This is a genomic window from Mucilaginibacter sp. JRF (assembly GCF_015223065.1).
Lineage (GTDB): Bacteria > Bacteroidota > Bacteroidia > Sphingobacteriales > Sphingobacteriaceae > Mucilaginibacter.
Genome location: NZ_JADFBY010000004.1, coordinates 344516 through 357901, shown reverse-complemented (window position 1 = coordinate 357901; position 13386 = coordinate 344516). Strand labels below are relative to the sequence as shown.

Genomic DNA, 13386 nt, shown 5'->3' with positions numbered 1-13386 from the left:
CATAATTTGATTTATGATAATTGGCAAACCATATAAGCAAAAGTTTTTGAGCAACTGGCGACAGTGGCTTAAGGTTACTTTGCATGGTTACAATTATGGTAACATAATGGCTAATGAGCTTGCCGGACTTTATCATTACGATGAAAAATCTGTAAGCCATTTACGTAGTAAATATCTGAAACACGGTATAAAGGATTTTTTGATCGCTTTATTATTCAAACAAACTAAAAATCACTTTGATAACGAGCTGATTAATGCTGATGCACAGAATACCCAAACCATACACTTTTTAATGGAGGACGATGGCAGGGATGATTATAAAAGGCAATGTCGCTTTGTGCTTGATCAGTTGAGTGATTATCGTGTTAAAGTTTACACAGTAAATAAATTCGGTAAAGGAGCGAAACAGTTCAACGTAGCATCGTTCCTGTCAAAGTGCAGACTGCTGTTAAACATAGCGCGTGCGGTAAAGCTTTCAAATGCTTTTGAGCATGATACCCGGAAAAAGAACCTGTTTGTGCTCACTAAGTGTTTGCATTACCATGATATTTTAACATATGTTGAGCAAAATAAATTATTGGTAGATGCAAAACTGCTGATAGTATTTGCTGACATGAAGGAGTGTGGCAGTATGATGGTACAAGCCGCCCGAAAGCTTAACATCAAGACGGCTACGCTACAACATGCCATCTACCTTAAGCGTAAGGATAATGAGTTTTCGCACTCGGTTATCAACTACCTTAATTCGCAAGCTGATTACGTGCTGGGCTGGGGTGAAAGCGTGCTGCCTGTATATCAGGATAATGTTGCCAACCCGAGGCAGCAGGTTTTATTGTCAGGAACATCTGATGCTACTTACAGCATTGACAAGTTCTACCAGCAGGAAAACGATGTGAAGGCAGATCATGGCTGTTTCAGTGTGTTTTTTAGCGGGCAAACGCTGCGCATGTCAAACATGAAAATGCTGGCCATTGCCGAGGAAGTAGCCAATAAGAAGGGCTTTAAATATAAAGTGCTGATGCACCCATCAAACAAGCCCGAGGATTATAGTTTCGACCAATGTACAGGTTTGGCCGAAGCACTAAAAGGTTCAGCCCATATATCAATGCTGATCAACAGTTCAGACTTTTGTATATGTCACAACACAACCGTTTACTTCACCGTGATGCTAAAGCACAAGCCTTGTTTCCGTTTCAAAGATGAAGTGTTTGTGGATTATGGTGGTTTGGATGATATTTTTAGCGATGGGGAAGGGTTGTTGAAAAAGGTAAATAGTGTATCAGGAGATAAACAGATTGAAAAAATAGAGCAAATATTGATTCGTCATTTTGGTGAATCGGGTTTTTCGTATAAACAAAGTATAAGGCAAATACTTGCCGATGCTGTATAACAATAGCGTAAATTATGAAGGTTAGAACTATTGCCATCCACTTGCCACAATTTCATCCCATCAAAGAAAATGATGAATGGTGGGGAAAAGGTTTCACCGAATGGACCAATGTTTCAAAGGCTCAGCCACTTTTTAAGGATCATTATCAGCCGCATTTACCTGCTGATATGGGTTTTTATGATCTACGTTTAGCTGATGCAAGGGCTGAGCAAGCTAAGCTGGCCAAGGAATATGGTATTTATGGCTTTTGCTACTATCATTATTGGTTTAATGGTCGTAGGGTATTAGAGCGTCCTCTGCAAGAAATATTGGCATCAGGCGAGCCTGATTTTCCATTCATGGTATGCTGGGCGAATGAAAATTGGACACGCGTTTGGAATGGTAGCGATAAGGATGTTTTATTGAAGCAGGATTATTCGCCCGAGGATGACCGGGAGCATATTCAGTATCTGATAACCCTATTTGAAGATCCGCGCTACATACGGGTGGATGGCAAACCGGTAGTAGCTATCTATCGATCAACAATGATCCCTGACCCGAAAACCACAACCGATATATGGCGAGAAGAAGCTGCTAAAAAAGGTATGGAGCTTTATATATGTCGTTTTGAAAGCTTTGGAGAGGAGGGGAGCGACCTGATCAAGAATGGTGGTTTTGATGCGGCTGTCGAGTTTCAGCCTATGGGTAAGGCCCGCCGTACCTTTGAAACCTTGTTGAAAAAGGAAACCTCATTAGCAAAATTCAGAAGACGAGTGCGAATGAAGTTAGTAAAGGAGTTTCCTAAGCTATCGCATTTGGTTCGGAATGCCCATGATTACGGAACAGTGATCGATTATAAAGAGTACGTTGAATATAGCTTAGGTCAACCAAAAAAAGATTATAAGATATTTCCGGGTATTACCCCCATGTGGGATAATTCGGCACGTAAGCAAAAAAATTATATCGTTTTTCATAATTCATCGCCATCAATATATAAATACTGGTTTAAAAAGATACTGGATAGGTTTAAGCCTTACAGTAAAGACGAGAACCTGGTATTCATAAACGCGTGGAATGAATGGGCCGAGGGTAATCACCTTGAGCCATGCCGTAAATGGGGACGTGGTTATTTAGAAGCAACAAAGGAAGTTTTAAGTAATGACTAAGGCAACAGTATATTGCGTAATTGTAACTTACAATGGTGAGCAATGGATTCGAAAATGCTTGTCATCATTAGTGAACAGTAGTTTATTGCCGCATATTTATGTTGTTGATAATGGTTCAACTGACAATACAGTTAGCATAATTCAGCAGGAGTATCCACAGGTTGAGCTAAACCTATCGCCTGACAATTTAGGCTTTGGCCAAGCCAATAATAAAGGAATGCTGGCCGCGCTGGATAGGGATGCTGATTATGTTTTGTTATTAAATCAGGATGCTTGGGTTGAGGCGGATACAATAGAAAACTTAATAACTATACATCAGCAAAATACTGGCTATGGCATATTGAGCCCTGTGCATGTAAATGCATCGCATACGGCTATTGATCATAATTTTTCGAGCTATATAGTGCCTCGTCACTGTCCTGATCTGTACTCTGATCTGTATTTCAATAAACTACGTGATGTTTACGAATGCGATTTTGTAAATGCCGCGGCGTGGCTGATATCAAAGGAATGTTTACAAACGGTTGGGTTGTTTGATAAGGTATTTTTTCATTACGGAGAGGATCGTAACTACTGCCAGCGTTTGTTATTTCATAAGTTAAGAATAGGCGTTTGCCCGGGCTTGACCGTGGTGCATGACAGGGAGGAGCGTAAAGGCGTTACCGAAGCTTTTTTGGGAGTGAAGGAAAGGATACGCATATATCTGGTAAAACTGGCTGACATAAATGATGATACCTTTGAAAAGGCTTACAGCAAGCTGGTATCAAGGCATCTTTATAATTTAATAAAAACAAAATTAAAAGGTAAAAGCAAAGAGTACGCCTACCATTCGGAGCTATATAAATTTCTGAAAAGTAAAAAGGCTGAGATCATACAAAGTCGCCAAAACAACAAAAAGAAATACCTGCAAGCCAACTAACCCATGCTAACATCTACCCCTTACGTAACCATCATTATCCCCACCTTTAAGGATTGGGATAGGCTGGCTTTGTGTTTGGGAGCGTTAGCCGATCAAACATATCCGGCTGATAGATTCGAGATAATAGTAGCTAATAATGATCCTAACGATAATGTACCGGATGGCTACACCTTACCTACGAATTGTACAGTGATCAGCGAAGGTAAATCAGGATCGTATGCGGCACGCAATGCTGCATTAAAGATAGCGAAGGGTGAGATTTTAGGTTTTACAGATTCTGATTGTATTCCTTATGTTAACTGGATAAGCACAGCAGTAGAATATTTTATTACCCACCAGCAATGTTACCGTATAGGTGGCAGGGTGGAGTTGTTTTACCAATCGGCAAAACTTACAGCGGCCGAACTTTACGAGAGTGTTTTCGCATTCAACCAGGAACAATATGTTAAGGTTGAGGGTACCAGTATTACGGCTAACATGTTCTCCCGTCGCGATATATTTGATAGCATAGGTGATTTTAATGATGAACTGCTTTCGGGCGGAGATTATGAGTGGGGAGTGAGGGCTTTGAAAGCCGGTTTCGGTATTGATTATGTGCCTGAACTCATTATAAAACACCCTGCCAGACACGATCTGAAAGAAATTGCCGATAAGGCACGTCGTGTGGGTGGCGGACAAGCGGGTTTTCTTACTGATACTAAAACCAGTAAGCTGGGATATATCATTCAGTTCATTAAAGAGGTTCGCCCTACAGGTGGAGATATCAGATACATATTCAGGAAAGGCAAAAAATTATCGTTACGCCAAAAATGGGATGTGTTTTATGTGCGATATTATTTGAAAGCAGTACGGTCGTCCGAACGTTATAAAGTACTAACAGGAAAAAAAGCCAGCAGATCGTAAATAATGAAGTTCTCCGTAATTATACCAACATATAACCGACCTGACTTTTTAAGGGAAGCGCTAAACAGTGTTGCTGCGCAAACCTACACCGATTACGAAGTAATTGTGGTGAATGACTATAAGCCGGATGAAGATATTGTTAATGAGATAGTAGCAGGTTTTGAAAAGGTTACAGTAATACATCACCCCAAATCGTTAGGCGGAAATGCCGCCCGTAATAATGGTATAAAACAGGCAACGGGCGAATTGATCGCTTTTTTGGATGATGACGATCTGTGGCTGCCCAATAAGTTAGAGGCTCATGCCAAAGCTCATGCAGTCGATACGGCCATAGGCTTGGTATATTCAGATTGCATCATATTTTTTGATAGTGAAAAAGCCAATGAAAAAGAAGCCAAGCGTCCGTTGCCTCAAAATTTAAAGGAGGCTATGCGCAAGGGGGATTTTTGCCCCATAACGTCAACCTCGGTAAGTGTTACGGCATCAGCAATTAAAGCGTGTGGCTTGTTTGACGAAGATTTGGTTTCGTTTCAGGATTGGGATATGTGGTTCCGTATAGCTGAGCTATCAAGCTTTGCGCATGTGCCTCAATCGTTAGTGAAATTCAGACAGCACTATGGTTTGCGTACCTCAAAATCAATTGAAAAACGATTGAAAGGTTTAAGCCAGATAGTCGCAAAATGGAAAGGTAAAGTTGATATAAGTGAGTTTGAAAAGAAATTTCTTCGCAGAACTTACTACTTTTATGCTTGCGATCTGGTATTAACCAATAAGCGATCAAAGGCATTTACCTATTCATTCAGGCTTTTTAACCCTGCAATAGCAAATGCCGATTCAATAAAAAGATTTATAAAGGTGATGGTAGGCATAGTATCGCCATCGTTTTTACGTAAACAAGCAACATAACCTGATTTATTACAATAACGGGAGCGAATAGAGATATAAAGGATGATATTAAAGCGGGTACTTAACTCAATTTCTGTTTTTTTGCTGATAGCAGTATCAGGCATACCCTTTTTTATGTGGCAATTGCCATGGGTGCTTGTTGGCTTTATGATATCAGTAGTAAGTTTTCTGCTTTATACTGATCGTAAGCTTGATGGTAAGGCTTTGGCGTTTATTGCGGCAGCTATAGTTATTCAAATATTTCAGGGATTATATGATGGGCAGCTCTATTGGCCAACGTATTTTGGTTTTGCAATAAGGATGCTGTGGGCTTATCTGGCTATAAAAACTACCAAGGCGATATTTATTAAAACATATGTAAAGATACTGTATTTCTTCGCTCGTGTAAGCTTGTTCTTTTTTGCCGCAATGGCTATTGTACCTAACTCTGAAGCATTATTTCAAACAATTTCGGCACCATTCGGCAGTTTTATCTTTAAACCCGATACAGAAAACCCACAAAATTTCCATGTTATAATTTATAATTTTCACGGGTATTATTACACTAAACAATTGCACGAAGAACGAGCCATGATACGTAATTGCGGGCCGTTTTGGGAGCCGGGCGCTTTTATTGGATTCTTGATATTCGCACTTTTTTTTCTATATCTAAATGAAGGGACGATTAAAAATCGAAAAGGTGCAGTTTTTGTAATAGCAATAATAACAACGTTTAGTACTACCGGATATATTGCCTTTTTTGCATGTTTACCAATATTACTTCATAAAGAATTTATTAAATATCGTGTTGTTATTGTGCCAATGTTTATCATCATGATCTATTTCTCTTTTTTTGGATTAGAGTTCTTGAGTAATAAAATTGCTTATGAATCTAAGCGAGAAGACGATAAATCAAGGTTTGGTGCTGCAGTTCGCGATTTGTCTTACTTTTTTGAGAGGCCAATTATTGGATATGGGCGAAATAGTAATACTGATTATGGTAAGGCTATTACAGAGGGTATAGCAACCAATGGAGTAACTACTTGCCTTGCAAGTATGGGGATAATATATTTTGCATATTATTCATTTTTGATATTATATTCCTTTAAACAATTAGGTAAAGTTTATTTGAAAAAAAGAATTATGCTAATTTACTTAGTGTACATGTTGATCAGCTTTTCAGAAGTTTACTATTCATTGCCTTTTTTTATAAGTATAGCGTTTCTATACATCCTTACTAAACAGAAAAATGTGGTGCATATAAAAAAGCCCCAGTTAAGTATGGCGCATTGATTATAACCTAAAAAAATTATCAAACATATTTATGAAAGTAGCATTAGTAGTCCCCACATTTAATCGCAGCAAATTGCTTATTGAGTTTGTTGAGGCCATGAGTAAGCAGACCCGTAAACCCGACCTGTTGGTAGTTGTTAATGATGGTTCAACTGATAATACTTCACAACTGCTTGCTCAACACCCAGAAGTTACTGAACTGAAAGGTGATGGTAATTTGTGGTGGACAGGCGCGGTAAATTTGGGTATACAGCACGTGCTTGATAATCATTCAGAGTTCGATTACATAGTACTGCAAAATGATGATGTTATTATTGCTGATGATTGGTTGGAAAAACTAATATCAGTAGGCGTAGAAAATCCTGATTCATTGGTAGGTTCAGCCGCTGTAGATTATCGGGATAAGGAAACTATAACTTATGCCGGTAAGTATACTCATAAGTGGTTTGCCTATAATACCTTTATCCACAAAGGTAAAAAGATAAGTGAGATCAACCCTGATGAGCCTATCTATCCTTTCGATCTAATTGGTCGTGGTATTTTGATCCCTGTTAAAGTATTTAAGCAAATAGGTATATTTGATGCCAAGCATTTTAAACATCGTGGCGATACTGAGTTGCCATTGCGTGCAAAAAAGGCAGGTTTTAAACTGATCGTATCATTCAAACCGCTGATATATGATATGCCTGATAAAACACATGGCATTGATATCAAAACCAAGTATACATTTAAGGATATCAAGCCCTTCTTTTGGGATTTCAGGTCATCAACATATATCAAATACCGTTACTATTACACTAAAATAGTCGCTGATAATCCTATCCAGTTCCTAACATTCTTTACATGTAGTTTGCTGGCTCATTCACGTAAGTTTTTACGCAAGTTTCGATTGAGTTAGAAGTCAATTATTCTCAAAAATCCACTGTATAAACATTTCACATTTTTTACTCAATGTTAAAACATTGTACTTGTTTGGCTGTATTCCTTTTTCGAATATTATCGCAGTGTTTGCTTTTTATTTAATTTTTACTTTTATTTCAAATAATTTATAAAATCTTTAAAAAAAGTGATATTTTTATGCTCAATTTGAAAAATTAAACCTCGATTCGTTGACAAATTTTCCAAAAATTTGTCAACTCTTTAAAAATCTAAGTTTATTGGTTCAATGCTCATGCGTTAAAAAGTAATAACTGTGAGTTTGTGTAACGTGTAATATTTGCGCAATTGTGAGAAATAAATTTGTGTAATTCGTGTACTCGATTTTATGGTATACTAAGTGCCGTATAACATTGTAAAAATATAATATGAAAAAGGTATTAACATCTCCATCATCTTTTGGCCAGGTTGGCAACGAACCCTTCAGTTTACTTGAACAAAACGGATACGCCGTTATAAATAATCCATACGGGCGTAAGCTTACCGAGGATGAAGTAATTGAATTAGCTAAGGATTGCGTGGGGATAGTTGCCGGTGTTGAACCGCTTACCGCCAGGGTTATGGATAATCTGCCTGATCTGAAAGTAATCAGCCGGGTAGGTATCGGCATGGATAGTGTTGATCTGGAATATGCCGCCAAAAAAGGCATCATTGTTAAAAATACACCCGATGGCCCAACCCGTGCGGTGGCCGAGCTTACCCTGGGCATGACCTTATCGTTACTGCGCCGTATTCCACAAGCCGATGCCTCATTAAAAAACAAAGTTTGGAAAAAGCAGACCGGTAATCTCATCCTCGATAAAAAGATAGGTGTTATAGGTTTAGGACGTATTGGTAAGCTGGTATCGCAGTTATTCAGAGGTATTGGTAACCCGGTTATTGGTTTTGATCCGTATGCCGATGCTGAATGGGCCGCCGCGAATAATGTGCAACTTGCTGATTTTGATACCGTATTAAAAACAGCCGACATAATAACACTGCACGTACCGGGTAATGCCGATAAATCGCCGGTTATAGGCGCGGCACAGTTAGAGCTGGTTAAACCGACTGCCATGCTGATCAATATATCACGCGGTGGTATTGTTGACGAGGATGCGCTATACACAGCATTAACCATAGGTAAATTAGGTTCGGCAGCTATTGATGTGTTTGTGCAGGAGCCATATACCGGTCCGTTAACGGAGTTAGATAATGTGGTGCTTACTCCGCACATCGGCTCATACGCCGAAGAAGGTAAGTTATTGATGGAGATCGACGCGGTTAATAACCTGATCGCATCGTTATCATAAATATTAGGCGATAACGCCATAGGCGCGGGTAGCTTAGTGGTTAAGGATGTGCCTGCGAATACAACAGTAGGTGGGCATACAGCTCAGGTACTAAAACAACGAGATATTTGAACTAAACATTATCAATACAATTAAAAACTATTTAAACTAAACTACTTTATGAGTTATAAAATTGGTATAATAGGTTACGGTGTTATGGGTAAAACCCGCCGTACAGCTATTGAGGAGATCAAGAAAGGCACTGTCCTTGCCATATCAGAGCCCAATGTGGGGGCCGAGGTTGATGGTATACCAAATGTAAGCCACGACGAGATCATCAATCACCCCGACCTGGATGTGGTTATTGTTTGTACTCCCAATTTTTTAAATAAGGAACTTACCATACGCGCGCTTAATGCCGGCAAACACGTATTCTGCGAAAAGCCACCTGCATTTACCGCTGCCGATATATTGGAGATAAAAGAGGTGGAGCAACGCAGCGGCAAAACGCTGATGTACGGCTTTAACCACCGCCACCACGATAGCGTATTGCACATGAAACGCCTGATAGACAGTGGTGAGTACGGTAAAGTACTTTGGTTACGCGGTCGTTATGGTAAAAGTGTTACTAAGGATTACTTTAACCAGTGGCGTGCTAAAAAAGAACTTTCAGGTGGTGGTATCCTGATGGACCAGGGTATACACATGCTCGATCTGTTCCTGTTCCTTTCGGGTGATTATGATGTAGTTAAGGCCGAAGTATCAAACCTGTACTGGCATATGGATGTAGAAGATAATGCCTTCGTTATCCTGAAAGATTCAAAAACAGGTAAGGTAGCATCATTGCACTCAACCATGTCGCAGTGGAGGCACTTGTTCTCGTTAGAGATATTCCTTGAAAAAGGTTATATGGTATTAAATGGTTTGATCACCTCATCCATGTCATACGGCGAAGAAACCCTGTCGGTAGCTAAAAACCGTTCAACCGCGCCTGCCGCTACCTGGAAGGATGAGGTAGTTACCAAATATGTTAACAACAACAGCTGGCGTTACGAGATGGATCACTTTTTTGATGCTATCGACAATAACCAACCTATAGTTTACGGTAACTCTGATGACGCGCTGAAACTGATGACCATTATTGATAAAGTTTACGAGCAAAAGGATTTTTAAGCAAAGTACACACTCACTACAAAATACTATAATTAAATGGAAAAGATTGACTTACTGAAAGTAGACAGAACGGATCTGCTGAAAGATTATCTACAAGATTACGTTGGCCGTTTAACCGACATCCTTAACAAAATTGATCCTAAGCAATTAGGCGAAGTAGTTACAACTTTTATCGAAGCTTTTAAAAGCGGTAACACTATTTATGTTGTAGGTAACGGCGGCAGCGCGGCTACAGCATCGCACATGCAGGCTGATTTCCGTTTCTTTGTGCGCTATTTCTCAAAATTCCGCCCGAAGATTGTAGCCCTTACCGATAACGTGCCTATGATCACCGCGGTAGGTAACGATAATAACTTTGACGATGTATTTGTTGAGCAAATGCGCGGTCAGTTTGTTGCAGGCGACGTATTGATCGCAATCTCGGCAAGCGGTAACTCGCCAAACCTGGTAAAAGCTGCCGAATATGCTAATGAGCTGGGTGGTAAAACCATCGCGTTCGTAGGTTTTCTGGGTGGTAAACTTAACGAGATATCAACCGTGCCATTATACACGCCAAACCCTAAAGGTGATTACGGCCCTATAGAGGATGTGCACATGATATTGAACCACATCATTGTAAATTACCTGTCAAAAGACGATGAATTTTTAGCCCTGGCTAATTAATACATTACCAACCGGGATTGTCCCAAAGCCGTCCCGGTTGGTTTCATAAAATATAGCTATACTTATAGCCATTATAACCCTAACAAATTACATGAGCGAAACCAATTTATTACCACAGCTTGAGCTGGCCGTTAAAGCGGCTATTGAGGCTGGTAAATTGCTGCTAAAAACCGAGGACGCCGAGGTTGTAATAAATAGCAGCATTGGTAAAGATATAAAGCTTGCCGCCGATGTTGAATCAGAACAGCTTATTGTTAAGATACTTAGCGAGGAATCTGACTTTGATATTTTAAGCGAGGAATCGGGCTTTGTAAAAAATGCTGATGCCGAAGGCTACCGCTGGATAGTTGATCCGCTGGATGGTAGTTTGAACTACTCGCGCGATATTGATATCTACTGTGTATCTATCGGCCTATGGAAAAATAATGAGCCGGTACTTGGCGTTGTGTACGATTTTTTGCACGAGCGCATGTACAAAGGCTTGGTTGGCACAGGTGCTTTTATTAATGATAAACCAATTACCGTAAGCGCGGTTGAACAGAAAAAGGATAGCATACTTACTACCGGCTTCCCTGTTTACTCAACGCTCGACCAAAGTAACATGAACGCCTTTATCACCAACGTTCAGGAATTTAAAAAGGTGCGGTTGTTCGGTTCGGCGGCTATGTCACTGGTGCATGTGGCCAAAGGCAGTGCCGAAGCTTATACCGAAAATAATATTGCCCTGTGGGATGTTGCCGCGGGCCTGGCGATACTAAAAGCCGCCGGTGGTAGCTTCACCGCCGAGGAGGGTAAAGGCCCCCTGTATCTTAATGTATATGCCAGCAATGGCAAAATTTAATTTGATAGTAAATGATTATTGATTCACTCACCAATATTGAGTTCTATAAATCGATAAATGAAGATATTTATCAGGGCTTGCTGTTTATCAAGAATGCCGACCCTGAGATCCCGTTAGGCGAATACCCGATTACCGATAATGCGAAGGCAGTGGTAATGGAGTACGAAACGCAGATAAAAAACCACTTTGGCTACGAGGCGCATCGCCATGTAATTGATGTACAGTATTGCATCAAAAATGAGGAGCGTATTCCATGGTCGAACGTTAAGCGCCTTACCCCGCATACCGAATATAACGAGGTTAAGGATGCCACATTTTATGATATGATCGATCCGCAGGGAGAGGTAATTATCGGCAACGATATATTCGCCGTTTTTTACCCCGAGGATGCGCACGCGCCTGTTTATTGCGCTAAAGAGCCAGGCTACATTAAAAAGATAGTTATAAAAGTAAAAGTATAATATGAATATTCCGGGTATTAAAGCGCTTGTGCCTATGAAAGGCTACTCAGAGCGTGTGCCTAACAAAAACATCAGGCCATTGGCGGGTAAACCTTGTTTTCACTGGGTTATGGAAGCCCTCAGCAACAGTAAATATATTACCGAGATAGTAGTGAATACCGACTCGGACGAGATAGCTGAAAATGCCAGCCGGAATTTTGAAAAGATAACCATTTTAGAGCGTCCCGAGTTTTTATTGGGCGATATGGTTACCATACAGCCTTTAATAGCTTATGACCTATCACAAACCACGGGCGATTTCTTTTTACAAACCCACAGTACCAATCCGCTTTTAACCACCAAAACGGTTGATGAGTCTATCGAGGCTTTCTTCGCGCAAAGCGAGCACGACGCGCTTTTTTCTGTAACAGAAGTTAAGCAACGTTACTATTGGGCTGATGGTTCGGGCGTAAACCACGATCCATTGGTGCTTACCCGCACGCAGGATCTGCCACCAATTTTTCACGAGAATTCATGTTTCTACATCTTCTCGCGCGAAACTAATGAGCGTACGCAAACGCGCCTGGGTTCAAAACCAATGATGTACAGTATTGACAGGCTTGAGGCTGCCGATATTGACGATATGGAAGATTTTTACTGGGCCGAGTTCCTGATGGAGCGCAGGCTTAAGGGTTTGCTGTAACATCAGCATAACCCAATATATAACTTACTAAGGCAGCGTGGCTTGCCCTATGAAAACCAATATTGATGAAAGATACTTCGCTTAAACAAAAGCTTAAAAATAAAGAGAATACCATAGGCTCGTGGGTAACCATTCCGCATCAAGCCATTATTGATATTTTGGCCGAGGCCGGTTTCGACTGGTTGTGTATCGACCTGGAGCATACCGCTATTGATTATAATGAGGCGCAGGTGCTTATCGGCTTTATACAGGCACGTGGTATGGCCGCTTTGGTTCGTGTTTCAAAAAACGAGGAGGTGGTTATAAAGCGTGTGCTTGATGCCGGTGCCGATGGTATCATTGTACCCATGACCTGTACTGCCGAAGATGCCGCACAGGCCGTGGCTTATGCCAAGTATCCGCCGGTAGGCAAACGTGGTGTTGGGCTTAACCGCGCGCAACGTTATGGCTTTAGCTTTGACGAGTATAAAACGTGGGTTAATGAGCACCAGGTAGTGATAGCGCAAATTGAGCATATTGATGGCGTAAATAATCTGGAATCAATTATTGATACACCGGGTATTGATGGTACCTTTATTGGTCCGTATGATCTATCGGGTTCATTGGGTATCCCCGGCCAGTATAACGAGCCGATAGTTATTGAGGCGCTTAAAAAGTTTCAGAGCATTTGCAAGGCTAAAAATATTACCATGGGCTACCACGTGATAGAACCACATATTGATCTGGTTAAGGCAAAACAAGCTGATGGTTATAACCTGATAGCCTTTAGTACCGACTTTTTATTTATGGGCCGCACCGCCCACGCCGAAATGCAAAAACTTAAATAA

14 protein-coding genes are annotated in these 13386 nt (G+C 40.6%); all 14 read left to right on the top strand.

Features of this window, described 5'->3' with window-relative positions:
* Window positions 1-13 precede the first annotated feature (13 nt).
* The 14 genes from IM792_RS12965 to IM792_RS12900 all read left to right on the top strand — a co-directional run bounded on the left by IM792_RS12965 (window position 14) and on the right by IM792_RS12900 (window position 13386).
* Window positions 14-1390 (top strand): hypothetical protein, encoded by a 1377-nt coding sequence (locus IM792_RS12965; RefSeq protein ID WP_194102300.1) that lies wholly within the window; start codon window positions 14-16, stop codon window positions 1388-1390.
* A gap of 14 nt (window positions 1391-1404) precedes the next feature.
* Window positions 1405-2535 carry a glycoside hydrolase family 99-like domain-containing protein gene (locus IM792_RS12960; protein WP_194102299.1) on the top strand — a complete coding sequence of 377 codons (1131 nt, stop codon included), beginning with the start codon at window positions 1405-1407 and terminating at the stop codon, window positions 2533-2535.
* On the top strand, window positions 2528-3454 hold the full coding sequence (locus IM792_RS12955) for a glycosyltransferase family 2 protein (protein ID WP_194102298.1): 927 nt from the start codon (window positions 2528-2530) through the stop codon (window positions 3452-3454). The genes IM792_RS12960 and IM792_RS12955 overlap by 8 nt, the downstream gene beginning before the upstream one ends.
* Window positions 3455-3457: 3 nt before the next feature.
* Window positions 3458-4357, top strand: coding sequence for a glycosyltransferase (locus IM792_RS12950; RefSeq protein WP_194102297.1), 900 nt, complete (start codon window positions 3458-3460; stop codon window positions 4355-4357).
* 3 nt (window positions 4358-4360) lie between these two features.
* A complete protein-coding gene (locus IM792_RS12945; protein WP_194102296.1) occupies window positions 4361-5263 on the top strand; it encodes a glycosyltransferase family 2 protein in 903 nt (300 codons plus the stop codon).
* 81 nt (window positions 5264-5344) lie between these two features.
* Complete coding sequence (locus IM792_RS12940; RefSeq protein WP_194102295.1) at window positions 5345-6535, top strand: hypothetical protein; 1191 nt, start codon at window positions 5345-5347, stop codon at window positions 6533-6535.
* Between the two features lie 31 nt (window positions 6536-6566).
* Complete coding sequence (locus IM792_RS12935) at window positions 6567-7433, top strand: glycosyltransferase family 2 protein (RefSeq protein ID WP_194102294.1); 867 nt, start codon at window positions 6567-6569, stop codon at window positions 7431-7433.
* A 406-nt stretch (window positions 7434-7839) separates the two neighbouring features.
* Window positions 7840-8760, top strand: a complete 921-nt coding sequence (locus IM792_RS12930; protein ID WP_194102293.1) for a phosphoglycerate dehydrogenase — start codon at window positions 7840-7842, stop codon at window positions 8758-8760.
* Between the two features lie 159 nt (window positions 8761-8919).
* Window positions 8920-9912 carry a Gfo/Idh/MocA family oxidoreductase gene (locus IM792_RS12925; RefSeq protein WP_194102292.1) on the top strand — a complete coding sequence of 331 codons (993 nt, stop codon included), beginning with the start codon at window positions 8920-8922 and terminating at the stop codon, window positions 9910-9912.
* A 36-nt stretch (window positions 9913-9948) separates the two neighbouring features.
* Window positions 9949-10575 (top strand): SIS domain-containing protein, encoded by a 627-nt coding sequence (locus tag IM792_RS12920; protein WP_194102291.1) that lies wholly within the window; start codon window positions 9949-9951, stop codon window positions 10573-10575.
* A gap of 91 nt (window positions 10576-10666) precedes the next feature.
* Entirely contained in the window at window positions 10667-11416 is a 750-nt protein-coding gene (locus IM792_RS12915; protein ID WP_194102290.1) for an inositol monophosphatase, read from the top strand.
* A gap of 11 nt (window positions 11417-11427) precedes the next feature.
* Window positions 11428-11877 (top strand): YhcH/YjgK/YiaL family protein, encoded by a 450-nt coding sequence (locus tag IM792_RS12910; RefSeq protein ID WP_194102289.1) that lies wholly within the window; start codon window positions 11428-11430, stop codon window positions 11875-11877.
* Window positions 11878-11911: 34 nt separating this feature from the next.
* Window positions 11912-12559, top strand: a complete 648-nt coding sequence (locus IM792_RS12905) for an acylneuraminate cytidylyltransferase family protein (protein WP_194102288.1) — start codon at window positions 11912-11914, stop codon at window positions 12557-12559.
* Window positions 12560-12624: 65 nt separating this feature from the next.
* Window positions 12625-13386, top strand: coding sequence for an aldolase/citrate lyase family protein (locus IM792_RS12900; RefSeq protein WP_194102287.1), 762 nt, complete (start codon window positions 12625-12627; stop codon window positions 13384-13386).